Raw genomic sequence first — 24,425 nt, 5'->3', positions numbered from 1 at the left:
AAGAAGTTGGAGGGGTGCTTATGAAAGTTATAGAAATTAAAGATTTAGTCAAGAAGTATGATGACATTATTGCTGTAGATAATATTAATTTATCAATTGAAGAAGGAGAAATTTATGGAATTTTAGGCCCTAATGGTGCTGGTAAAAGTACAACTATAAGTTTAATTTGTTCATTGTTATTTCCTACTTCAGGTGAAATTAAGGTATTTGGTGAAGATATAAGAAAAAACTTAAAAGGTATAAAAAAATATTTAGGATTAGTTCCACAAAATATTGCACTTTATAAGGACTTTACTGCTTATGAAAATGTTAAATTTTTTGGAGAACTGTATGGGTTAAGAGGAAAGAAATTAAATGAAGCAATAGATAATGCTTTAGAGTTTACAGGACTTTTAGATGTAAAAAAGAAAAAAGCAGAAAAGTTTTCAGGTGGTATGTTAAGAAGGTTAAATATAGCTTGTGCAATAGTTCATAGACCTAAAATATTAATAATGGATGAGCCCACAGTAGGAATAGATCCACAATCAAGAAATAATATTATGCAAGCAGTGAAAAAGTTAAATAAAGAGGGGGTAACTATAATCTATACTACTCACTATATGGAAGAAGCAGAAAGTTTATGCAGTAAAATTGCAATTATTGATAAGGGTAAGATTATAGTTGAAGGCACTAAAGAAGAATTAAAGGATATAGTTAGTGATAAAAAGATATTCAGTGTGGGAGTAGATGATATTTATAAGGTTAATATTGAAACATTAAGAAATATAGAGGGAGTTTTAGATGTTTCTATTGATAATAATAATGTTATTATTACCTCAGCCAAAGAAGTAAATAATATTAGTGAGATAATTAAGGAAATATCTACTGAAGACTTAAAAATAAATGATTTAGGATTTAAAGAAATAACTTTAGAAACAGTATTCTTATCATTAACAGGTAAAAAACTAAGAGATTAGGAGGAAGAATTATGATTGCAATTATAAAAGCAACAATACTAAATAGTGTTAGAGATACAAAAAATCTTTTATTCATGATATTTTTCCCCTTATTTCTAGTATTCCTAATAGGTAATACATTATCTTCTTTTTTTGATAAAGAGAATAATAAAGTAGCAATTGAAGACTTATCAATTTATTATATTGATGAAGGCAGCGCAAAAACTAAGGAAGTCTTTGAAACATTTAAAGATATCCTTAAGGAAAGTAAAGATATAGAAGAAGTAAAATTAAAAGAAATAAGTAATATTGAGGAAGGGAAGAAAGAAGTTAAAACCAATAGATCAATATTATTACACTTAAAAGAAAATACTATAGAGATGTATTCTAATAATAACTCATCTATAAAATCATCTATTATTTATCAAATTTTAGAAAGTATTTCTGATAAGTATAATGCAATAACAGAAGTTTATAATATTAATCCGGAAAAAGCTGAAGAAATAATTAATAATAATGAAGATTTTATTGAAGAAGAAAATATACCTTATGAACAATCACCAAGTTCTATGGATTATTATGGAGTGGCAGAAATAGGTCTTATGCTTTTCTATTTTATTAATTATCCTTTATTCTCTATAAGACAAGATAAGAGAAATAAAATTAAAGATAGAGTAAGGCTATCAGGAATATCATCAGCAAAATACTATTTATCATCATTTATAGGATATTTTCTATTTTCCTATGGAACTTCTTTAATAACTTATATTTTAAGTATCATTATATTTGATGTTAATTATGGAGATAATCTATTAGTATTGCCATTAGCTATTATACCATTTTTAATTATAGTAAATGGATTAGGAACTATAATACCTATGTTATCTGAAGATGATAAGGTATTTCCAACAATATTACAAAATATAATTATTCCAGTATTAACTTTTTTAGGTGGAGGATATGTAGCAATAGATGGAGAAATGAAAGGACTATTTAATATAATAACTAAAATATCACCATTAAGATGGTTTAATAGTAGTATATTTAGGTATATATATTCTGGAGATAATAGTGTATTAAAAAATTGGCTTCTATTTGGTGGAATAACTTTAGTTGCAGTAATAATAATAATAGAATTATTATCTATAAAGGAGGACAGGGGTAATGAGAAATATATTAGTATTAATAAAAAATAATTTAAGAGTTGATATATTGAAGAATCCCTTTGGATTCTTAATAGGATTACTTGCTCCTGTATTAATTCTTTATATAATGCTTAACGTAATTGGAGGTAATTCAGGTTATATAAATATAGGAGTAATTGATAAGGATAATAGTAAAACTAGTAATCTTATTATAGATTCTTTAAAAGATAAAGAAGGATATAATGTGAAAGAAGTAAAGCAAGAGGATATTAAAAACTTATTTTCAGAAAAGAGTATTAGCGTTGTAATAGAAATTAGTAAGGGTTTAGAAAAGGAAACTATTAATGGTGATATAAGTAAAGTTAAGGTTACAGCTGTGGAAGATGATGGAATTGGAAATTTAATTAAAGAGTTAGTTAATATGGAGATGAGTAACATTAGAGAAATTGCTTTAGCAAGCGATAAAAATGAAGATATATATTATAGATCCATAGATAATTACAACAATAACATTACTGTTAGTATAAATAAAGAAAGTTTAAATGATTTATATAATGACTATTTTTCAAGTCAAGTATATATTGGATTTTTAATTATGTTTATGTTAATAAGGGGAATGAGGACAGCATATAGAATTTTCGAGGAAAAAGATGAAAATATTTATATGAGAATATTTATGGCACCAGTTAGAACAATAGAGTATTATTTAGCAGATATATTGAGTGGTTATATAACTATATTAATTCAAGTTGTTTTAGGAATTATAAGTATAAATATTCTTAATGTAGAAACAGGATTAGGAAATATGGAGTTATTTGTGATTCTTGCATTAGTAGGATTAGTTTCAATTAGTCTTGCTCTATGCTGTAGTGCTTTTGCTAGAAATAGGACAGAGGCATCAAATATTTTTAACTTTGCTAATATGCTATTTCTTATGGTAGGGGGAGCTTTTGTTCCACTTGAAGTAATGCCTCCATTAATAGAAAAGATATCATATTTTACTCCAGTTAGATGGGCTATGGAATCTATATCAGCAATTCAACAAGGTTCAAGTTTTAATGAAACCTACAATTATTTGTTTTTAGTTTTATTATTTGCAATAGCATTTTTTATAATAGCTGCATATAAGACAACAAAGGAAGAAAAGAAGATAACCATTAATTAATGCATAATTAAAGAATGAAAAAATGAAAGAATGAAAGAATGAAATGATTAAGAAAAAAACTCCCTAAACAGGGAGTTTTTAATTCATTTAAGTAATTTGGAACAAATTACTACCTTAATTATGCATTATCCATTACGCATTATGCATTAGCAGAGTTTTCTGTATCAATTATTTCAGTTTTAGGTTCTAATGGAGATGGCTTTTTGTTTACAAAATCATTTATTACCTTTGATAAATCAACACCTGTTAAATCCTTTAGAACTTCAAAACCATTGGCAGCTACATCAGTTACTATTTTTGAGACCTTTGAAGCACCTTGGTTTCCACCATTATCAATAACTGTTAATTTATCTATTTGATCTAATGGACTTGCTATTTCCTTCATTACATCTGGCAATCTATTTACAATCATTTCTACAATAGCAGCTTCTCCATATTTAGCCATAGCCTCTGCTAATTTATCTTTAGCTTCTGCTTCAGCAAGACCACGAGCTTTAATAGCTTCTGCTTCAGCTAAACCACGGGCTTTAATAGCAGCTGCATCTGCTTCTGCTTGTATTTTCTTGGCCTCTGCTTCTGCAATTGCTTTAACTTTTATTGTTTCTGCTTCTGCTTCAGCCTTTTTAATTGCTTCAATTTTACTAGCTTCAGCAGCAACTTCCACTTCATATTTTTTAGCATCTGCTGGTTTTTTTACTTCAGCAATTAATTTTTTTTCTACCACTAGAGCTTCCTTTTCAGCAAGAGCAGCTTGTTGCTCAGCTAATAATGCATTATTCTCAGCCTCTTGCAATTTATAAGCAACGTCGGCATTAGCTTTTGCTTTATCTTGTTCTGCTCTAAATGATTCTAACTTTAATTTTTTATCTCTTTCACTTTGAGCAATTTCAGTTTCAGCTTCAAGTTTTGCTTTTTGACCTTCTCTAGTTGCTACAGCAGTTTTAATTTCAGTATCTCTTTTTCTTTCTGCTTCTGCTATATCTGCTTCAGATTTTGCAGCTGCAATTTGAGGCTTAGCTCTATTTTCTAAATAACCACCTTGTGTACTAATTTTTAATATTGTATAGGATATTAAAACCAATCCCATAGAGCCAAGTTCATTTCTAATATCATCTTCAATTCTTTGCTCAAAGGATGATCTATCTTCATTAATTTGTTCTACTGTTAATGTAGATACTATACCTCTTAATTTACCTTCTAATATTTGCTCAACAATTGTTCTAATTACATTAACTGTATTTTTTTCTCCACCACTACAAAATTGTTCAACAGCTTTTAGTACATTTTCAGTATCATTTTTAACTTTAATAACAGCAGTACCAACTATATTTACAAATATACCTTGTTTTGCTGGTGCTTCATTTACATCTGTTGTCATTGAGATATTTTCTAAAGAAATTGTAGAAGAGGTTTCTAGAATAGGAATCATTAGGCCACCTCGACCTGATAAAACTCTTTTTCTTAATCCTGTAATTACCATAGCTTTATCAGTTGGAACTCTTCTCCAAAATGATAAGAAGAGAATTAGCACTACAACAACTATAAATATTATAGGTAGTGCACTAAGTAGTTTTTCAAGCATTGCATTCATTATTTATTTTCCTCCATTTATTTAATAGTACAATTAATATTTTAACATAAATAACAATAAAAGTAAAAAATGAAATATTTTTAATGTGAATATTATATGATATAATTATTGGATATAAATTGAAAAATAATGGAGGATTACATATGAAAAGTAAGATGATATTTAAAGAAATTAGAGGATTAATTACAATAATTATAGGAAGTATAATCTTATTATCCATAATAAATACAAAAGTATTTGCTATGGCAAAAGTTCAACAAAAATCTATGGAGAATACTTTATATAGTGATGAGAAACTTTTTGTAAATAAATTAAGCTATAATTTTTCTAAACCTGAAAGAAGAGATATCATTATATTTTTAAAGGATGAGGAAAAGGAAAATGTTTTAAGTGAAAGTTATAAGTATATAAAAGAAGTTATTTCATTTAAGCATTTTAATGATAATAGAACAAGGTATGTAAAAAGAATAATAGGTATAGAGGGGGATGAAATTAACATTACTTCAGGATATGTATATATAAATGGAGAAAAGTTAAATGAGCCATATATAAAAGGAGACACTTATAATAGAGATATTGAATTTCCTATAGTAGTAGGAGAAAATCAATTTTTTGTATTAGGGGATAACAGAGAAGTAAGTCAAGATAGTAGAGATTTTGGATTAATTAATTTAAATCAAATTGAAGGAAAAGCAACCTTTAGAATATTCCCCTTAGAAAGGTTTGGAAGTTTGAATAATAAATAACTTATTGCAATTACATTACAATTTTCAAACTCTATTTAGTAAAATAGTTTATATGTATATAATTATAATTACTATAATTTTGAAGGAGTTTATATGGATACTCAAATAATAATTGTACTTATTTTAAATTTTATAATTTCCTTAATTGGAACCTTAGCATACTCTACAAGGCTAGTAGGAGTTAGAACTGGTAAAATAGCTGTAACTTTTGCTGTTTTTAATATACTTATGTTAGTATCTAGAACTGCAGTGACTTTTCAGTCACCTTTACTAACAAAGTTTGTTGCAAATAATCCTAGTAGTGATGGATTAATTAAAATTTTTAATTCAATAATTATTACTTCTGGTTTAGCATCTATAGTAGGAGCTTTTTTAATACCAACCTTTCAAAAAATATTTAGTAAAGCTGTAAATCATTTTTCAATAGAAAAATCCATGCCAAAGTTAATTATTCATAGTTTTTCAAAAACTGGGATTAAGTATATGAGGGATAGTATAGCAATTCCAGTTAAAGAAAGTTTAACTAGCATTAATCTTAAAAATCTTCCTAAAAGGATTTTATTTTATAATTTTATATCAGTAGCCATAATTACTGCAGGAGCTTTTGCTCCTATATATGCAGGAAGCATAGTTCCAAAACTTGGAGCAGTTTGCTTATCACTATCACCAATTATCAATGGTACTGCAACTATATTGACTTCAATATTTATAGACCCACATTTATCTATAATGACTGATGATGTAATTGAAGGAAAGTGTAGTGAGGAAGATTTCAGAGGCTGTGTAATTGGAATGGTTTTTAGTAAGATTGTTGGTACTTTTGCAGCATTAGTAATATTTATTCCAGCTTCATATTTAATTGTTTTTGTTGCAAATTATATATAAAAATCATATATTAATTTGCAAGTTATTAAAAATAGTATTAATTTTACTATGGCCTAAAAAAACAATATAATTGATTTAATATATAGGGAGTGTGATATCATGAATATAAAGCTCATGGATAGAAAAACGCTTAAAATACTCTGTGCAAAGTCTGTAGTTATGAATTTAGGCGGCAATTTGCACAGAGAAGATGTTTAGTCGCTTTTGACAAATAAATTCATACATAATTAGGATATACAAATCAATTGGTAGAAATTGAATCAGTAGTTGCATTAGAAAATAATATAAGATGATTAAAAAATAGAGTAGAACTAATTTTCTAAATTAATATATAGTGAATTTAAGTAAGGTCCCTTTAAAGGGACCTTATTTTTATGTTTTATAGAGAGTTTGATTGTGAAATTTAATTTTAATAATTTTTCATATGAAAGATAGAATATTTAAATATATTTATGATATTGTTTTTATTTTAGTTCATAAATTGAGATATTTATGCAGATTCAAGGATTTATTAATACGTTTACATTTGATAATATAAAGATACCAAAGAACTTAAAAACATAAAAAAAACAAGGGGGAATTGTTAATGAAAAAAGTTTTAGCTACACTAATTTGTGCTTCAATGATGGTTGGGATGGTTTCATGTGGTCAAAAGACTGAAACTACAACTTCAGGAGGAGAAGATACTGGTTCTAAGAATTTAGTTGTTTATTGTCCTCATCCATTAGAATTTATAGATCCAATAGTAGCAGAGTTTGAAGATGAAACTGGTATACAAGTAGATGTGGTTGCAGCTGGTACTGGAGAATTATTAAAACGTGTTGAATCAGAAAAGGACAATCCATTAGGAGATGTAATGTGGGGAGGATCCCTAGGAACATTACAACCAAAGACAGACTTATTTGAAGAATATAGATCAGTTAATGAAGAATATATGCTAGATCAAAATAAGAATGTTGAAGGCACAATAACAAGATTTTCTGATATTCCAAGTGTTCTTATGATTAACACTAACTTAATTGGAGATATTAAAGTAGAAGGTTATGAAGATTTATTAAATCCAGAATTAAAGGGTAAGATAGCACATGCTGATCCTGCAAAATCATCATCATCCTTTGAACATTTAGTAAATATGCTTTATGCAATGGGTAATGGAGATCCAGAAAAAGGATGGGATTATGCTGATAAATTAGCTGAGAATTTAGATGGTAAATTATTATCAGGTTCATCTGCTGTTTATAAGGGAGTCGCAGATGGTGAATATACCGTTGGCTTAACTTTTGAAGAAGGTGGAGCAAAATATGTTAAGGATGGCTCTCCTGTAAAAATAGTTTATATGAAGGAAGGCGTTATTTCTAAACCAGATGGAGTTGCAATAATTAAAGGCGCACCAAATATGGAAAATGCTAAGAAATTTATAGATTTCGTAACTAGCAAAGAAGCTCAAACCTTGGTTGCATCTGATTTAAGCAGAAGATCAGTAAGAAAAGATGTAGAACCAGCAGAAGGCTTAAAGGCTATGGAAGATATTAATATTATAAAAGATGATGCAGATGTAGTAGCAGCAAATAAACAAGCTTGGATAGACAAATTTAAAGAAATATTCACTAGTAAGTAATTATACTATGAAATTAGTCTACATCTAAATGTTGTAGACTAATTTTACTAAAAGGAGGAAGTAAAAATGAGCGTTTCAATTAAAGCAAAAAATGTAATTAAAAAATATGGTGATAATGTTGTAATTCCTAATTTGAATTTAGATATAGAAAATGGAGAATTTTTCACTCTACTTGGACCTTCTGGATGCGGTAAAACGACATTTTTAAGAATGATAGCAGGATTTAATAGCATTGAAGGTGGAGAAATTAGCTTTGAAGATAAAGTTATAAATGATATTCCAGCTCATAAGAGAAATATAGGTATGGTTTTCCAAAATTATGCTATATTCCCTCATTTAACTGTAAAACAAAATGTAGAATATGGATTAAAATTAAGGAAACCTTCTAAAAGTGAAATGGAAGAGAAGGTATCAGATATATTAAAAGTAGTTCAAATAGAACAATTTAAGGATAGATTACCAGAAAGATTATCTGGAGGACAACAACAAAGAGTTGCTTTAGCAAGAGCAATTGTAATTCATCCAAGTGTATTACTTATGGATGAGCCTCTTTCAAACTTAGATGCTAAATTAAGAATTGAGATGAGAAGTGCAATAAGAGAAGTCCAAAAAGAGGTTGGAATAACAACTGTTTATGTTACTCATGACCAAGAAGAAGCTCTAGCAATTTCAGATAGAATTGCAGTTATGAAGGATGGAGTAGTTCAACATGTTGGAACTCCAAAAGAAATATATACAAGACCTAGAAATGTTTTTGTATCTACCTTCATAGGACACTCTAATTTGTATAAAGGAACTATAGAAATAAAGGATAATGCAACCTTTGTTAAGTTTGAAAAAGGCTATACTGTTAAGATGGATAATCTAAAGAGTGAAGTAAAGAATGGACAAAAAGTTATTATAGCAGTTAGACCAGAAGAATTTATAATATCTCATAAAGGCTTGTTAACAAAAGTAAAAACTGCAACCTTCCTTGGAAGATACACTAACTATGAAATTATATTTGATAATAATGAATTATTAGAAGGACAAGCTTCTATAGAATTATCACAAGATATTGGAACTGCTAATCGTATTTATAATGAGGGAGATAGTCTATTTTTAGAAGTTAATCCTAAGAAAATTAACGTTTTCACTGAAGATGGAGAGGAAAACTTAGTAAAAGGAAGTGAAAACTAATGATGAATGGAAAAAGTAAATTTAAATTAAAATTTGATTTTTGGACTATAGTAACTTTGGTAATATCACTTATATTTTTAGTTTTCTTCATATATCCTTTATTCTCATTATTTATTAGTGGATTTAAAGATGCAGCAACAGGAGAATTTACCCTTGAAAACTTCTCTAAGTTCTTTGAAAAGAAATATTATTATAATGCATTAATTAATTCCTTTGTAGTAACTATTTGTGTAACTATATTAGCTATATTAATAGGAGCACCTTTAGCATATATAAATACTGCATTTAATATTAAAGGGAAAAAATTAATTGAAGTTTTAGTAATTATCTCAATGTTATCACCACCATTTATAGGAGCTTATTCATGGGTATTACTTTGTGGTAGAAGCGGTGTTATTACTAAATTCTTTGAAAAATATTTAGGAATTAGCTTCCCACCTATTTATGGTTTTGCTGGAATACTTCTAGTATTTACTCTTAAGTTATATCCATTTATATATCTATATGTTTCTGGAGCTTTAAAGAAAATAGATGTTTCATTATTAGAAGCTGCAGAAAGCTTAGGATGTAAGCCAATTAAAAAAATAGCTACAGTAATACTTCCTTTAATTTTACCAACACTTTTAGCTGGTTCATTACTAGTGTTTATGAATGCTTTAGCAGACTTTGGTACACCTATGTTAATAGGAGAAGGTTACAATGTAATGCCTGTATTGATTTATTCAGAGTTTATTAGTGAAGTTGGAGGACAAGCTAATTTTGCAGCTGCTTTAGCTACAATAATGGTCTTAATAACTTCAATAGTATTTATAGCTCAAAAATATGTTGTAAATAAAAAATCCTTTACAATGAGTTCATTAAGACCGATGGTTGCAGAAAATTTAAAGGGTGCAAAAAATATATTTGCCCATTTATTTGTTTACTTTGTGGTATTTTTAGCTATAATTCCACAATTAACAGTAATATATACTTCCTTCTTAAATACAAAGGGCTCAAGATTTGTTAATGAATTTTCATTAAAGAGTTATAAAACAGTATTTAATAAACTAGGTTCTGCTATAACTAATACTTATACTTACGGATTAATCGCTATAGTAATAATAGTTATTTTAGGAATGTTTATAGCTTATATATCAACAAGAAGAAGAAATGCACTTACATCATTTATTGATACTGTAACTATGTTCCCATATATAATTCCAGGTTCAGTACTAGGTATAACTTTATTACTTGCATTTAATAAAAAACCTTTGGTGCTAAGTGGTACTTTTGTTATAATAATAATAGCATATGTAGTAAGAAGGCTACCATATACATTAAGATCAAGTGCAGCAATTCTTTATCAAATAAGTCCTAGTATGGAGGAAGCATCTATTAGTTTAGGATATTCTCCAGTTAAGACATTCTTTAAAGTTACTGCTGTTATGATGTTACCAGGTGTATTTGCAGGAGCTATACTTAGCTGGATAACAACAATAAATGAGTTAAGTTCATCTGTTATATTATATACAGGTAGTACGAAAACCTTATCAGTATCTATATATACTGAAGTTATAAGAGCAAGTTATGGAACAGCTGCCGCCTTATCTACAATATTAACAGTTACTACGGTAATTTCATTATTAATATTCTTTAAGGTTTCTGGAAGCAAAGAAATTAGTCTTTAAGGAAAAGGCACTGTTGTAAAATATAAAATTAATAATGAAAAATGTAAATTTAATAAATATGTATTTTTAGTAATTTGTTTCAAATTACATCAATAATTCTACATTTTAAATTCTACATGATTAATTTGGAGCTGCTTAAAACAGCTCCTTTTTTGTGATAAAGGGAGGAATATGGATAAAAAAATTAAAAAATATAGTGATGTAATAAGGAGTACTATAATTTGGTATGCCATTGTTCCAATTATATTAGTTTCTTTAATTGCATATATAGTTTTATTTTTCTGGGGTAATAAGTTAATAGTAAAAGAAAATAACAACAGCAACGAAAAAATTTCTGTATTAATGGAAGAGAACTTAAAGGAATATAGTTCTTTAATTAATAATATTTCATCTGATGAAGGATTAATATCTATAATTAAAGATGGAGTAAAACCACAAAGTATTTATGAGGTTTTATATAAGTTTGTAAATAAAAGAACTGTAAAAAGTAACTTTTATGTTTTTGATAAAGATGGGAATATGATTATCTCCAATAAAAATGTTAAGCCTGAATATATCAGTGAAGATAATACTTTTATGTGGGGTATATTTAGTAGAATGAAGTTAAAAAACCAAGAAGTAATCACAATGATTAATAAAGTGGATCAAGGAAAATATGCTTATGGAATATTAACACTAGGTAAAGCTATTTGCTATAATAACGAAATTTTAGGATATATTATATTTGATTTTTCAGAAGAAGATATTTTCAATTTAATTACAGGATATACAGCAAGTGATATTATAATTACAGATAGACATAATATTATAGCTGCCACAAATAATAAGTATAGTGATCAACTATATAGATTAAAGAATGATTTTAGACAAAAAGATGGATATTCTAATATAGAAGGAAATCCTTATTATATTAAGAAAACTACATTGAAAGATACTAGTATTATGGTTTATTCTATAACTAATCTTAATGTATTTAATAGAGCGTTTTTAATTGGGGGGATTTTTCTAGCTGCTTTGTTCTTGATTATATTTTATTTAATGCTTTTTATATCTAAAAAGGTGGCATATAGTAAGACTGTTACTATTAATGAAATCGTTAAGGCCATTGAAAGTATTCAAGAGGGAAATTTAGAGACAAAGCTAGAAATTCATTCAGAAGATGAGTTTGGTATAATTGCAAAAGCATATAATAATATGCTAGTAGATATTAAGAATTTAATTGAAAGTAATAAGGAAGAAGTATCTCTAAGAATGCAAAGTGAAATAAAGGCATTAGAAGCACAGTTTAATCCTCATTTTTTATTTAATACTTTAGAGACAATTAGAATTATGATAAAGCTAGATAAAGAAAAAGCAGGAGATATTATTGTAAACTTATCATCACTTTTAAGATATGGTATAAATAATGAAATACATTCAGTTAAGTTAAAGGACGATATAGGATATATAAACAGTTATTTAAAGATATTAAAATATAGGTTTGGAGATAAGCTTCAATTTAAAATAAATATTGAGGATCAAGTATTAGAATCAGTAATACCTAAGTTATTATTACAACCAGTTATTGAAAATTCAATAAAATATGGATTTGAAAATAAATCAACAATTAATATAGAAATAACTTCAATAATAAAAGATGACATAATAAATATAGTTATAAAAGACGATGGATGCGGTATTGAAAAAGAAAGGATGTATTATTTAAAAAAATTATTAAGTAAAAATCAAAATGATACAGATACAATTGGATTATATAATATTAAGAAAAGAATTCAACTGATTTATGGAGAAGAATATGGAGTTGATATAGACAGTGTTGAAGGTGAGGGCACTAGAGTTACTATAATTTTACCTTATATAAGGAAGGAAGTATAAAAGTGTACAAGTTAATTATAGTTGAAGATGAAGAGATAATAAGAAAAGGTTTAGTAAATACTATTGATTGGTTGAAAATGGGGTTTATTGTTGTTGGTGAAGCAGAAGATGGTGAGGCAGGTTTAAAAATTATAAAAGAACTAGAACCAGATTTAGTGATTACAGATATTAAAATGCCTTTTTTAAATGGATTAGATATGATTAAAATAGCAAAAAGTACTCAGAATTTTGAAAGTATAATATTAACAAGCTATAGTGATTTTGATTATGCCAAAAAAGCAATTTCAATAGGTGTAGGAGATTATATACTAAAGCCTATAAATGAAGAAGAACTCTTTGAAGTAGTATCAAATATTAAAGGCAAAATAGATGACAGAAAATTATATGAAGATATTAAATGTCATACTGAAAGAAAGGAAAAAATTGAATTAACTAATTTTAAAATATATATAGATTCAAAAGAAGTTAATAGTTATGTAAAATATGCAATTAATAAAATTATAGAAAACTATAGTGAAAAACTTAGTATTGAAGGTTTAGCAGATGAACTGGGAGTTAGTCCAAGCTATTTAAGTAGAAAATTTAAAAAAGAAACATCTTACACTTTTTTAGATATGTTAAATAAATATAGGGTGCAAAAAGCTGTTGAATTAATGATGAAAGAAAGAGATAAATATAGGGTTTATGAAATTGCAGATATAGTTGGCTTTGGAGATTATAAGAATTTTAGTACTGTATTTAAAAAATATACTAAATTTTCTCCAAAGGATTTTATGAAGGCTAATAGTGTTATATTTAAATAGAATTCTTATATTGTATTTATTAGTTTAAATTATATAATATAAATATATGATTTTCATATTAAATGAATTTTTAGAAGTAATTATATAAAAATAATTAATAAGTTATATGGAGAGTAAAAATGAAAAGTGCAGAATATTATATAAATAATCTTAATATGGAGCCACATATTGAGGGAGGGTATTTTAAAGAATCCTTTTTATCAAAGGATGAGGTTAGTAAAGATAAAAAATTATGGAGCAGTATATATTTTCTTTTACGAACAGGGGAAGTTTCTAATTTCCATAGGTTAAAGTCAGATGAATTATGGTATTATCATGATGGAGAAGCTTTAACAATTTATATGATAACACCTGAAGGTGAACTTATAACTAAAAAATTAGGTAAGAATATAGAAAATGGAGAAACTCCTCAAGTTTTAGTAGAAAAGGGATGTATATTTGGATCAGCAATGAACAATGATGGTTATGCTTTAGTTGGATGTATGGTGTCACCTGCCTTCCATTATGAGGAATTTGAATTGTTTAAAAGAGAATATCTTTTAGATTTATATCCTAACTATAAAGATATAATAATGAAATTAACTAGAGAAAAATAATGTGTTATTTCCAATGAAAAATGAATAGTGAAAAATAAAGAAGAAACTCATATTATTAAGTTTCTTCTTTATTTATTTAAACAAAGGCATTGTAAATAGCATTTATTCCTTTTTCAAAATCATCATTTTCAATACCAATAAGTATATTAATTTCACTAGAACCTTGGTCAATCATTCTTATATTTACATTTGCTTCACTTAAGGAGCTAAATATCTTAGCTGCAATACCTTTATTTGAAGACATGCCATTTCCAACAGTAGCAATTAGCGCCATATTAGGATGTACAACAATGGAGTCAGGAGTACATGTCCTTTTTATTTCATCAACTAAAATATCTGTTTGATTTTTTAATTGTGAATCAGATATAACAACACAAACCGTATCTATTCCAGAAGGCATATTTTCAAAAGAAACATTATTTTGTTCTAGTACAGATAATACCTTCCTACAGAATCCAAGCTCAGAATTCATCATTGCTTTTTCTATAGAAATAACTGTAAAGTCCTTTTTACCAGCTATACCTTTAACTGGATTATTATAATCAGGTTCCATATCTTTCACAATTAGTGTACCTGGGTTACTAGGATTATTAGTATTTTTAATATTAATTGGTATTCCTGCATCTCTAACTGGAAAAACTGATTCCTCATGTAACACAGAAGCACCCATATAAGAAAGTTCTCGTAATTCTCTATAAGTAATTTTTTTGATTTGCATAGGATTTCTTACTATTCTAGGATCAGCCATTAGAAATCCAGAAACATCAGTCCAGTTTTCATATAAATCTGCCTTTATACTAGCTGCAACTAAAGCACCAGTTACATCAGAGCCACCTCTAGAAAAGGTAATGATATTACCAGTTGGATCGCTTCCATAGAAGCCAGGAATAACAATTTTGGTATGGTCTTTAAATATTTTTTGTAAAGTTGTATATGTAGCTTCAGTATCAATACATCCATATTTATTAAATAATATAACATCTTTAGCATCTATAAATTCAAAATCAAGATAATTTGCAAGAATAATACCATTTAAGTATTCGCCCCTACTTGCAGCATAATCTTTTGATGCACCATTTTCAAGATCTTCCTTTATCTTATTTAAATGATAATCAATATCTAAGCTTAGATTAAGATGTGATACTATGTCTTTATACCTAATAGATAAAAGATTAAAGACATCATCTAAAGGTATACTGGATTCTATATGACCATGACAAAGATATAAAAGATCAGTAATTTTAAAGTCTTTAGGATTTCTCTTTCCTGGTGCTGAAGGCACTACTATTTTTCTATTTTCATTAGATAAAATAATTTCCTTCACCTTAATAAATTGGTTAGCATCAGCTAAAGAACTACCCCCAAATTTTGTTACAATAGTATTCAATTTTTTAGCCCCCTTAAAATATATGTTTAATATATATTAGCAATTTTCTCATTAAATCTCAAATAAAAATTTGAATATAGATTAGAATTATTTTTTTGAGCAATAATAAATATATAAATTTATTAGTAGGTGAAAATATGAAGTATAAGTTGTTTGTTATATTAAGTATATTATTTCTAATTAGTACAGTGCCTATTGAGGCTAAATCATTAGGGAGAGAAGATAATTTATATATTGATAATTGTAACAGGGATTTACTAGTTTTAATGATGGCTTATCCAGATGAAATAATTGATATAGAGATTTCTGAAGACAATTATATATATTTAGTATTAAATAATAATAAAAAAATTATATATGATGATAAAAAAGAAAAAGATGAAAACACAAAAACATCTAATGCAGATATTCAAGATACATTAGAAGTTATATATCCTTTAAATAGTATAAATGCTGTAATAGAGGGGATTAATCCAGGAAGAAGAAGATCATATAATTTTCTTAATAGTATGTATGGAGGCAATCAAAGTGAAATAGAAAAAAATTTATCTTTCTTTTCAACATCTTGTGGTAACATAATGTTTAATAAAAATGCTAAAGCTGGTGAGTCTTTAAAAAAAGCTTTAAATCAAGCAAATGATTTAGCACAAAAAGATAGTAAAGTGAATAATTATATTTTCCCTATAAGTGGAAGTTATAATTATAGAGTTATTCAAGATACAGGAAGACTTAGCCCTCATGCTTATGCAATAGCTATTGATTTAAATAGAAATGATTCAGATTACTGGAAGTGGGCGGATAAATCTAAGGGAAGTAGAAGAATAGAGGGATATCCTAAGGAACTAGTGAAGGTATTTGAAGATAATGGATTTATTTGGGGTGGGAAATGGGAGCATTTTGATATTTTACATTTTGAATATAGACCTGAAATAATATTAAAAAGTAAGTTTTTTAGTGATGTATCAATGTTAGAGACTAAGGAGTGGTATAATGGAGTTACTTTAAATAATGAAACGAAAAAAATAATAGAATTTATAAATAGTAAATTATAAATTACTATTAAAACTTTAATAATTATAAAAATTAAACATAGCTTTAAAACAAAAATAAAGTAAGATAATTGTAAATTTATAAGGATTGTTTGAGAAAATTACAACTTGTAAAAATGCAGGTTAAAGATTTTTATTATATAATTATAAATAGTTGCATAAGAAAATAATATTAAGTTTTATAATTTTTAAGACTTTTAAGGGGAGTAGATGGGTTAAATGAAAGTTATTAAAAGGGATGGAAGTATAGTAGATTTTGATAAGAGAAAAATAAGAGAAGCTATAACTAAAGCAATGAAAAATGGGAGTGGAATCTATTTAGGTGACATAGCAAAACTTATAGCAAATGATGCGGAAAAATATTTTAGCAATGAAAAGGAAACACCTACAATAAACAAAATTGAATCATACGTTTATGATAGGTTAATTTATTACGGACAATCGGTAACAGCTAGAGCTTATGAAGGTTATAGAGCTGTACAAGAATTTAAAAGAAATACAAATACTACAGATGAAAGTATTTTAAGTCTTTTAAATAAAACTAATGAGGATGTAATAAAAGAAAATTCAAATAAGAATTCAGTAATAGCTGCAACTCAAAGGGACTTAATTGCTGGTGAAGTTTCTAAAGATATATCTAGAAGAAGGCTTATTCCAGCCCATATAGTTCAAGCTCATGATGAAGGAACAATTCATTGGCATGATATGGATTATACACTTGCTCCAATTTTTAATTGTTGCCTAATTAATTTGGAAGATATGCTTGAGAATGGAACTGTTATAAATGAAAAATTAGTAGAATCTCCAAAATCTTTTGGAACTGCATGTACAGTAACAACACAAATAATTGCTCAAGTATCAAGTAATCAATATGGTGGACAAAGTATCACTGTAAAACACTTAGCTAAATATTTAAAAGTTACTGAAGAAAAAGCATATAAACATTATTTAGATTTATTAGGTGATACAGAATTAGCTGAAAAACTTGCTTATGATGCTAAAATGAAGGAACTAAAAGATGGAGTTCAGACAATAAGATATCAATTATCTACTTTGCAAACAACTAACGGACAATCACCTTTTTCAACTATTTATTTAGAAATAGAAGAAGGACATCCTTATGAAGAAGAGATGGCGTTGATTTGTGAAGAAATGATAAAGCAAAGATTAGAAGGAATGAAAAACTATAAAGGACAAGAAATAGGTGAAGCTTTCCCAAAACTAGTTTATTTATTAGATGAGCATAATTGTCTTGAAGGTGGAAAATACGATTACATAACTAAGTTAGCAGCTAAATGTACTGCCAAAAGATTGGTACCAGATTATCAATCAGCAAAGATGATGAGACAAAACTATGAAGGTAATGCATTTCCACCAATGGGGTGTAGGTCTCACTTATCTCCTTGGAAAGATGAAAACGGAAATTATAAATGGTATGGAAGGTTTAATCAAGGAGTTGTAAGCTTAAATTTACCACAAATAGCTATAATAGCCGATGGCGATATGGAATTATTTTGGGATATGTTAAATCAAAGATTAGAGCTTTGCAAAGAAGCATTATTAACTAGACATAATATGCTACTTGGAACTCTTTCAGATGTTTCACCAATCCACTGGCAACATGGAGCTATTTCAAGATTAAATAAAGGTGAAAAGATAGATGAATTATTAAAGAATGGATATTCTACTTTATCACTAGGTTATGTTGGTATACATGAAATGGTTCAAGCAATGATTAAAGAAAGTCATACAACTGAAAAGGGCGAAAAGTTTGCTTTAGATGTAATGAATCATATGAATGAAACTTGCCAAAAATGGAAAAATGAAACTGGATTAGGTTTTAGCTTATATGGTACACCTGCTGAAAATTTAATTTATAGGTTCTGTAAATTAGATAAAGCTAGATTTGGAATTATACCAAATGTTACTGATAAATTATATTATACAAATTCATATCATGTTCATGTTTGTGAAGAAATAGATGCTTTTAGTAAGTTAAAATTTGAATCACAATTCCATGGAATTAGTTTAGGGGGTTGTATTTCTTATGTTGAAGTACCAGATATGTCAAAGAACTTAGATGCAATAGAGCAAATAATTAACTTTATATATCATAATATTCAATATGCAGAAATCAATACTAAACCAGACATATGTTATAAATGTGGATATACTGGAGAAATTAAATTAGATGATGAATTAAATTGGTACTGTCCATCTTGTGGAAATAGGGATGAATCAGAAATGCAAGTTATGAGAAGAACTTGTGGATATATTGGAACAAATTTCTGGAATAAAGGAAGAACTGCAGAAATAGGAGATAGAGTACTACATTTATAAGGGTGATTAATATGAACTACGCAAAAATCAGAAAATTTGATGTAAGTAATGGACCAGGAGTAAGAACAACACTTTTTGTAAGTGGATGTACAAATAATTGTGAAGGCTGCTTTAATAAAGAATTGCAGGATTTCGATTATGGAGAAAAATGGACTAAAGACATTGAAGATAATTTCATTAGGCAGGTAATGAATCCTAATATAGTAGGAGTGAATATTTTAGGTGGAGAACCTATGGACCAAATAAGAGATAAGGACTTATCAAATTTATTAAAAAGAATAAAGCTTGAAACTAATAAAAGTATTTGGCTTTGGTCAGGTTATTTATATGAAAATATTTTAAGTTCTAATGATAGAAATGATATTTTAAAATATGTAGATGTACTTATAGATGGAAGATTTGAATTAAATAAAAGAAATATATCATTAAAATATAGAGGATCTAGTAATCAAAGAGTAATTGATGTTGTAAAGAGTAAAGAAGCTAATAGGATTATTGAGATAGAAGTATAATTAATAGGTATCTAGTAAGATTTTAACTTACTAGATACCTTTTAATTTTTAATGAATTTACACAATAATTATATTTTCAATAAAATACTATTAATTTTTGACAAAATGTGTAATTTAAAGGATAATTATATTGGGAGAATTTATTGGATAAGGGGTTATATTTATGCTTAAAAATTTAAAGGTAAGTCTAAAAATATTAATTTTAACAGTTACATTAAATATTATTATGGTGATAATTGGAATAATAGGTATTACACAATTAAATAGTGCAAATGAAAGAATGAAAAAAATATATGATGAAAATTTTTCATCTGTATTTACTTTATCTAACGCCCTTAGTGAAGAATCTAAGGTACAAGCAAGCATTTATAAAATAATTATAAATACAGAGGATCCTTCATATCAAAAGAATGAGTATAATACAATGATTGAAAGTCAAAAGAAATTTGATAATGAGTTTAATACATTTAAAAGAATTAATACTGATGAATATGCTAAAAAAATAGCAATAAGTATAGATAATAAGGTTAAAAGCTATAGAGAAAAAAGAAAAGAAGTAATAGATTTAGCTATGATTGGTAAAAAAGAAGAGGCTATAAAAAGATTAGAAGAAATTGAAATTGAAATTGGTGAGGGATTTAGATATGATTTAAATAAATTATCAGCTCATTGCAGTTCCTTAGCCGAGCAAATAAAATTTCAAAATGAAAAAACATCAAAATCTTTAATTATAGTTTTATATGTAAGTATAGGTATTGGATTACTAATTGGAATTGTTTCAGCTTTTGCAATTAGTAGAAATATAATAAAGCCTTTAAAAATAGCTGTAAAGGAAATGGATATAATTTCAAGTGGAGATTTGTCTAGAGAAATTGATGGAAGATATTTAAAGAGAAGAGATGAGCTAGGACTTATATTAATGCATTTGAATTCAATTAAAAAATCCTTAAGTGGATTAATAAAGAAGGTTAAAAATGAATCTAATCATACAGAAGAAGCTATCGACATAATAAATAAAAATATATATGATTTAAATACAAGCTTAGAAAGTATGGCTGCTACTTCAGAAGAAGTAAATGCTATTATGGAAGAAACCTCTGCATCTACTGAAGAAATAAACAATTCTATTCAAAGTATTGAGATTAATATAGAATCTATAAATAATAAAGCCAAGGATGGGGCTAAAATATCTGATGAAATTAGTAGAAGGGCTATAGATAATAAAAAATTTATTACTAAAGACTTAAAAAATGCTAATAATATTTTAAATGATTCAAAAGAAACACTAAGAAATGCAATTAATCAAACTAAAGTAATTAGTAAGATTTATGAATTGTCTGAAATAATAATAGATATAACTGAGCAAACAAATCTTTTAGCATTAAATGCATCTATTGAAGCTGCAAGAGCTGGTGAAGCAGGAAGAGGATTTGCAGTAGTTGCAGAAGAAATAAGAAAACTTGCTGAAGCATCTAAAGATTCAGTTATTAAAATTAAAGAAACTGGAAGTGAAATATCAAATTCAGTAAATGGATTAATAAGTGGTTCAAATAACTTAATAAAATTTATGGATAATGACTTACAAAATGAATTTAATAATATGATAAATATTATTGATACTTATGAAAAAGATGGTAAATTAATCAATAATATAGTAATTGAATTTAGTAATATTTCTAGTGACTTATTACTTTCAATAAAAGAGATTTCTGATGTAACGGAAGCTGTTTCTAGGGCTACTATAGAAGGTACAAATGGAATAACTCATATTACTGATAAGATTTTTGAAGCAAGTAATAATTCAGAAACCTCTATTGCAAATTCAAAGGTAGCAAAAGAAAGTTCAAATAACTTGAAAAAATCTATTGATGTATTTAAAATTAGCTAAAGTGTATATTTTAAGGAGCCTTTTAAAGGCTCCTTATTATTTCAATATATCTTTAACATAATTTGGAATCATAAAAGCACCTTTGTGTAAATCAGTATTATAGTATTTTGTAGTTAATTCTAAAGAATTCCAATAGTTTTCATCAAGGTCTTTAATTGGGTCAATATTCTTAGATGCAAAGCAAAACATCCAATGACCTGAAGCATATGTTGGCATATGATATTGATATACTTTACAAATATTAAATAAATTATTTAACTTATTAAATGACCTTTTCATTTCTTTAGAATTATTAGGATAGTAGGGGCTTTCACATTGATTTATTAATATTCCATTTTCACTTAAAGCATTATAACAATCCTTATAAAATTCAGTGGTAAATAATCCTTCTCCAGGTCCTATTGGATCTGTCGAATCTATTATTATTAAATCATATAAATTTTCTTTTCCTTTAATGAATTTAATTCCGTCTTCAAAAAATAATTTTACTCTTGGATCATCTAATTTATTTGATGTAAAAGGTAAAAATTCTTTAGAAGCTTTTACTACAGCTTCATCTATTTCAACCATATCTATATTTTCTATAGTATTATATCTTGTTAGTTCTCTAACAGTACCACCATCTCCAGCACCAATAACTAGAATATTTTTAATATTATTATTAGTAGCCATAGCCACATGAGTTATCATTTCATGATAAATAAATTCATCCTTTTCAGTAACCATTGTCCAGTTATCAATTACTAGTACTCTTCCAAATTCGTAAGTATCAATTATATCAATTTTTTGAAATGGGCTTTGTTCAGAATACAAGTGATTTTTAACCTTCATGGAAAAATTTACGTTTTTAGTTTGGTGTTCAGTGTACCATAAATCCATATCCATATCTTATCCCTCCATTTTATGTTTGACTTGAATATTATCATAAAGACCATTTGAAAAAGTTTTAACTTTATCAACTAATCCTCTTGCTAATTCAGTTGATTCACTTCTTTCAGACTTTAGGGCATCTTCTAGATACTTAAAGGCTAACCAAGGATTTACTGTGTCGCCACAAGTGAATAAATCTACTGATGCATAGCCATATTCAGGCCATGTATGAATTGTAAGATGAGATTCCTGGATTATAACAGCACCGCTTACTCCCCAGGGATTAAATTTGTGAAAACAACTTGTAACAATTGTTGCATTCGATACAATTGCAGCTTCTTTCATATGCTCCTCAATAATTACATGATCTTTTAAGATTTCTTTGTCACAGTTGTAATATTCCACTAGAATATGTCTACCTAGTTGTTCAATTTTCATAAAAATCCCTCCATAAATATAAATTTTATTTCCATCCAATAGATAAATACTTAATTAACAAAAATATTTCACTCATGAAACCTCCTAAAAATATATAAAAGTTTAGTATTACTAAACTTAAAGTTAAATTATACTAACTATATTATTTTATCAGTGGAAGGAGAATATTGTCAAATAGTATTTTTGTTTAAATTAGATGAAAAAATATGTTAAAAAATATGGACTTAGAGTGCGATATTTATTCAAAATTTAATTATCTATACTTTCACTTAAATTATTGGAATAATCAAAGTCATCTGATACTGAATAATATTTATCTTCGTTAAAATAATTTTCTGATTTACTTATAATAATAGTACATATACAGTCTCCCATAGTATTTACAGTGCTTCTACACATATCTAATATTCTATCTATACCTAAAATAAGTCCAATTCCTTCAATTGGTAAACCAGCTGATTGTAAAACCATTGATAGCATAACCATACCAACGCCTGGAACACCTGCTGTACCAATAGAAGCTAATGTTGCAGTAAGAATAATAGTTAGTATAGCTGTAAGGCTTAATTCAATGTTATAAATTTGAGAAATAAATATAGCAGCAACACCTTGCATTATAGCAGTACCATCCATGTTAATGGTTGCACCTAATGGTATTGTAAAAGAGGTTATAGAATTATCAACGCCCATTTCATTTACTGCATCAATAGTAAAGGGTAATGCCGAATTACTAGAGGCTGTAGAGAAAACTATAGATGCAGGTTTTGCAAATTTTTTAAAAAAAGGTTTTAAACTAAGTTTTGTAAGTATTTTAAATAGTCCACAGTAAATTAATACTGAATGAATTAGTAAAGCCAATAAAATAACAAACATATATTTTAATAAAGGAATCATTGCATTAAATCCTATTGTTGCAAATGTATTAGTCATCAAAGCAAAAATACCTATTGGTGCAAAGTTCATAATCATTTGAACTATTTTCATTATTATTTCATTTAGAGATTCAAATCCTCTTTTTATAATATCTCCTTTCTTTCCAACTAAGCTTATTGAAATTCCTAATAAAATTGAGAAAAATATAATTTGTAGCATATTACCACTAACTAAGGATTCAATTGGATTTGTTGGAATTATGTCAATTATAATATCTGTAAATGATTTGCTTTGAGAAATATTTGGTTCAGAAACTAATAAATTTGAAAGGTTTAAACCTACACCTGGTTTTATTATTAAAGCAGTAATTATTCCTATACTAATAGCGATACATGTAGTAGATATATAAAATAGTAAGGTTTTACCTCCTATTTTTCCTAGCTTTGCTATATCTTCTATTGATGATGCTCCACAGGTTAATGATATAAATACAAGTGGTACCACCATCATCTTAATGGAAGATAAGAATAGATTTGATAGAATTTTTATAAAACCATTAAGAATTATAGTTTCTTTAATAAATTCAGAATTGATTTTTTGAATTATAATGCCTAAAAGAGCACCTAAAAACATAGATATAAATATTCTTTTTGTTAAATTTAATTTTTTGGTCATAAATTTCCTCCTTTAATATTACTTTTATTTCCACATTAATATTATTATATAAAACAAAAATTGACAAGCTGTTTCTTAAAAGAAGTTGTCAGAATGATGTAAATAATTTCAAATATTATTTTTAGCCTAATATTTTTGTGAGTTAATACAAAAAAGATAAAATGTGTAGAAGATATAAATTTTATATT

The 24,425-nt window shown here is 27.0% G+C and carries 20 protein-coding genes; 15 read left to right on the top strand and 5 right to left on the bottom strand.

Features of this window, described 5'->3' with window-relative positions:
• Positions 1 to 20 precede the first annotated feature (20 nt).
• Genes ACFYH6_RS12140 through ACFYH6_RS12130 form a run of 3 tightly spaced genes read left to right on the top strand, consistent with a single transcriptional unit; the run spans position 21 to position 3,245 of the window.
• Positions 21 to 956: an ABC transporter ATP-binding protein gene (locus ACFYH6_RS12140; RefSeq protein ID WP_416178702.1), complete on the top strand. Its 936-nt coding sequence runs from the start codon at positions 21 to 23 to the stop codon at positions 954 to 956.
• 11 nt (positions 957 to 967) lie between these two features.
• Positions 968 to 2,131: an ABC transporter permease gene (locus tag ACFYH6_RS12135; RefSeq protein ID WP_416178701.1), complete on the top strand. Its 1,164-nt coding sequence runs from the start codon at positions 968 to 970 to the stop codon at positions 2,129 to 2,131.
• Entirely contained in the window at positions 2,100 to 3,245 is a 1,146-nt protein-coding gene (locus ACFYH6_RS12130; protein ID WP_416178700.1) for an ABC transporter permease, read from the top strand. The genes ACFYH6_RS12135 and ACFYH6_RS12130 overlap by 32 nt, the downstream gene beginning before the upstream one ends.
• Positions 3,246 to 3,384: 139 nt before the next feature.
• Here the strand turns inward: ACFYH6_RS12130 and ACFYH6_RS12125 are convergent, their stop codons facing one another.
• On the bottom strand, positions 3,385 to 4,836 hold the full coding sequence (locus tag ACFYH6_RS12125) for a flotillin family protein (protein ID WP_316344208.1): 1,452 nt from the start codon (positions 4,834 to 4,836) through the stop codon (positions 3,385 to 3,387).
• A gap of 143 nt (positions 4,837 to 4,979) precedes the next feature.
• On the opposite strand from ACFYH6_RS12125, the gene lepB reads away from it, so the two are divergent.
• The 8 genes from lepB to ACFYH6_RS12085 all read left to right on the top strand — a co-directional run bounded on the left by lepB (position 4,980) and on the right by ACFYH6_RS12085 (position 14,205).
• A complete protein-coding gene (gene lepB, locus ACFYH6_RS12120) occupies positions 4,980 to 5,582 on the top strand; it encodes a signal peptidase I (RefSeq protein ID WP_416178699.1) in 603 nt (200 codons plus the stop codon).
• Between the two features lie 93 nt (positions 5,583 to 5,675).
• The gene (locus ACFYH6_RS12115; RefSeq protein ID WP_416178698.1) at positions 5,676 to 6,467 is read left to right on the top strand and encodes a lipid II flippase Amj family protein; all 792 of its coding nucleotides are present in this window, start codon (positions 5,676 to 5,678) and stop codon (positions 6,465 to 6,467) included.
• Between the two features lie 586 nt (positions 6,468 to 7,053).
• Positions 7,054 to 8,085 (top strand): ABC transporter substrate-binding protein, encoded by a 1,032-nt coding sequence (locus ACFYH6_RS12110; RefSeq protein WP_416178697.1) that lies wholly within the window; start codon positions 7,054 to 7,056, stop codon positions 8,083 to 8,085.
• Between the two features lie 66 nt (positions 8,086 to 8,151).
• The gene (locus tag ACFYH6_RS12105) at positions 8,152 to 9,264 is read left to right on the top strand and encodes an ABC transporter ATP-binding protein (RefSeq protein ID WP_316344212.1); all 1,113 of its coding nucleotides are present in this window, start codon (positions 8,152 to 8,154) and stop codon (positions 9,262 to 9,264) included.
• Positions 9,264 to 10,931, top strand: coding sequence for an ABC transporter permease (locus tag ACFYH6_RS12100; protein WP_416246460.1), 1,668 nt, complete (start codon positions 9,264 to 9,266; stop codon positions 10,929 to 10,931). The genes ACFYH6_RS12105 and ACFYH6_RS12100 overlap by 1 nt, the downstream gene beginning before the upstream one ends.
• A gap of 171 nt (positions 10,932 to 11,102) precedes the next feature.
• On the top strand, positions 11,103 to 12,806 hold the full coding sequence (locus ACFYH6_RS12095; RefSeq protein WP_416178696.1) for a sensor histidine kinase: 1,704 nt from the start codon (positions 11,103 to 11,105) through the stop codon (positions 12,804 to 12,806).
• Positions 12,807 to 12,808: 2 nt separating this feature from the next.
• Positions 12,809 to 13,609: a response regulator transcription factor gene (locus ACFYH6_RS12090; RefSeq protein ID WP_316344214.1), complete on the top strand. Its 801-nt coding sequence runs from the start codon at positions 12,809 to 12,811 to the stop codon at positions 13,607 to 13,609.
• Positions 13,610 to 13,728: 119 nt separating this feature from the next.
• Positions 13,729 to 14,205: a cupin domain-containing protein gene (locus ACFYH6_RS12085; protein ID WP_416178695.1), complete on the top strand. Its 477-nt coding sequence runs from the start codon at positions 13,729 to 13,731 to the stop codon at positions 14,203 to 14,205.
• Positions 14,206 to 14,281: 76 nt separating this feature from the next.
• Here ACFYH6_RS12085 and ACFYH6_RS12080 read toward each other — a convergent pair whose 3' ends face one another.
• Positions 14,282 to 15,592, bottom strand: coding sequence for an aspartate kinase (locus ACFYH6_RS12080; protein ID WP_316345551.1), 1,311 nt, complete (start codon positions 15,590 to 15,592; stop codon positions 14,282 to 14,284).
• A gap of 137 nt (positions 15,593 to 15,729) precedes the next feature.
• Between ACFYH6_RS12080 and ACFYH6_RS12075 the strand changes: the two genes are divergently transcribed.
• From ACFYH6_RS12075 to ACFYH6_RS12060, 4 genes are all read left to right on the top strand, one after another.
• The gene (locus tag ACFYH6_RS12075; protein ID WP_416178694.1) at positions 15,730 to 16,644 is read left to right on the top strand and encodes a M15 family metallopeptidase; all 915 of its coding nucleotides are present in this window, start codon (positions 15,730 to 15,732) and stop codon (positions 16,642 to 16,644) included.
• Between the two features lie 216 nt (positions 16,645 to 16,860).
• Positions 16,861 to 18,981 carry an anaerobic ribonucleoside-triphosphate reductase gene (nrdD, locus tag ACFYH6_RS12070; RefSeq protein WP_416178693.1) on the top strand — a complete coding sequence of 707 codons (2,121 nt, stop codon included), beginning with the start codon at positions 16,861 to 16,863 and terminating at the stop codon, positions 18,979 to 18,981.
• A gap of 11 nt (positions 18,982 to 18,992) precedes the next feature.
• Positions 18,993 to 19,493, top strand: a complete 501-nt coding sequence (nrdG, locus tag ACFYH6_RS12065; RefSeq protein ID WP_416178692.1) for an anaerobic ribonucleoside-triphosphate reductase activating protein — start codon at positions 18,993 to 18,995, stop codon at positions 19,491 to 19,493.
• A 163-nt stretch (positions 19,494 to 19,656) separates the two neighbouring features.
• Positions 19,657 to 21,381, top strand: a complete 1,725-nt coding sequence (locus ACFYH6_RS12060; RefSeq protein WP_416178691.1) for a methyl-accepting chemotaxis protein — start codon at positions 19,657 to 19,659, stop codon at positions 21,379 to 21,381.
• A gap of 36 nt (positions 21,382 to 21,417) precedes the next feature.
• On the opposite strand, the gene speE is transcribed toward ACFYH6_RS12060, so the two are convergent.
• From speE to ACFYH6_RS12045, 3 genes are all read right to left on the bottom strand, one after another.
• Positions 21,418 to 22,260: a polyamine aminopropyltransferase gene (gene speE, locus ACFYH6_RS12055; RefSeq protein ID WP_316344360.1), complete on the bottom strand. Its 843-nt coding sequence runs from the start codon at positions 22,258 to 22,260 to the stop codon at positions 21,418 to 21,420.
• Positions 22,261 to 22,269: 9 nt separating this feature from the next.
• The gene (gene speD, locus ACFYH6_RS12050) at positions 22,270 to 22,689 is read right to left on the bottom strand and encodes an adenosylmethionine decarboxylase (protein WP_416178690.1); all 420 of its coding nucleotides are present in this window, start codon (positions 22,687 to 22,689) and stop codon (positions 22,270 to 22,272) included.
• 249 nt (positions 22,690 to 22,938) lie between these two features.
• Positions 22,939 to 24,237 carry a dicarboxylate/amino acid:cation symporter gene (locus ACFYH6_RS12045; protein WP_416178689.1) on the bottom strand — a complete coding sequence of 433 codons (1,299 nt, stop codon included), beginning with the start codon at positions 24,235 to 24,237 and terminating at the stop codon, positions 22,939 to 22,941.
• Positions 24,238 to 24,425: the final 188 nt, after the last annotated feature.

The sequence above is a fragment of the Clostridium sp. HCS.1 genome (genome assembly GCF_047900555.1).
In the GTDB taxonomy this organism is placed as follows: Bacteria; Bacillota; Clostridia; order Clostridiales; family Clostridiaceae; genus Clostridium.
Note: the sequence above shows the minus strand (reverse complement) of the source record. Positions and strands in the feature narration are given on the sequence as shown.

Excerpts from the sequence above, each read along its gene's own strand:
- ACFYH6_RS12140 (WP_416178702.1), top strand. The coding sequence starts at position 21 with ATGAAAGTTATAGAAATTAAAGATTTAGTCAAGAAGTATGATGACATT.
- ACFYH6_RS12135 (WP_416178701.1), top strand. The coding sequence starts at position 968 with ATGATTGCAATTATAAAAGCAACAATACTAAATAGTGTTAGAGATACA.
- ACFYH6_RS12130 (WP_416178700.1), top strand. The coding sequence starts at position 2,100 with ATGAGAAATATATTAGTATTAATAAAAAATAATTTAAGAGTTGATATA.
- ACFYH6_RS12125 (WP_316344208.1), bottom strand. The coding sequence starts at position 4,836 with ATGAATGCAATGCTTGAAAAACTACTTAGTGCACTACCTATAATATTT.
- lepB (WP_416178699.1), top strand. The coding sequence starts at position 4,980 with ATGAAAAGTAAGATGATATTTAAAGAAATTAGAGGATTAATTACAATA.
- ACFYH6_RS12115 (WP_416178698.1), top strand. The coding sequence starts at position 5,676 with ATGGATACTCAAATAATAATTGTACTTATTTTAAATTTTATAATTTCC.
- ACFYH6_RS12110 (WP_416178697.1), top strand. The coding sequence starts at position 7,054 with ATGAAAAAAGTTTTAGCTACACTAATTTGTGCTTCAATGATGGTTGGG.
- ACFYH6_RS12105 (WP_316344212.1), top strand. The coding sequence starts at position 8,152 with ATGAGCGTTTCAATTAAAGCAAAAAATGTAATTAAAAAATATGGTGAT.
- ACFYH6_RS12100 (WP_416246460.1), top strand. The coding sequence starts at position 9,264 with ATGATGAATGGAAAAAGTAAATTTAAATTAAAATTTGATTTTTGGACT.
- ACFYH6_RS12095 (WP_416178696.1), top strand. The coding sequence starts at position 11,103 with ATGGATAAAAAAATTAAAAAATATAGTGATGTAATAAGGAGTACTATA.
- ACFYH6_RS12085 (WP_416178695.1), top strand. The coding sequence starts at position 13,729 with ATGAAAAGTGCAGAATATTATATAAATAATCTTAATATGGAGCCACAT.
- ACFYH6_RS12075 (WP_416178694.1), top strand. The coding sequence starts at position 15,730 with ATGAAGTATAAGTTGTTTGTTATATTAAGTATATTATTTCTAATTAGT.
- nrdD (WP_416178693.1), top strand. The coding sequence starts at position 16,861 with ATGAAAGTTATTAAAAGGGATGGAAGTATAGTAGATTTTGATAAGAGA.
- nrdG (WP_416178692.1), top strand. The coding sequence starts at position 18,993 with ATGAACTACGCAAAAATCAGAAAATTTGATGTAAGTAATGGACCAGGA.
- ACFYH6_RS12060 (WP_416178691.1), top strand. The coding sequence starts at position 19,657 with ATGCTTAAAAATTTAAAGGTAAGTCTAAAAATATTAATTTTAACAGTT.
- speE (WP_316344360.1), bottom strand. The coding sequence starts at position 22,260 with ATGGATTTATGGTACACTGAACACCAAACTAAAAACGTAAATTTTTCC.
- speD (WP_416178690.1), bottom strand. The coding sequence starts at position 22,689 with ATGAAAATTGAACAACTAGGTAGACATATTCTAGTGGAATATTACAAC.
- ACFYH6_RS12045 (WP_416178689.1), bottom strand. The coding sequence starts at position 24,237 with ATGACCAAAAAATTAAATTTAACAAAAAGAATATTTATATCTATGTTT.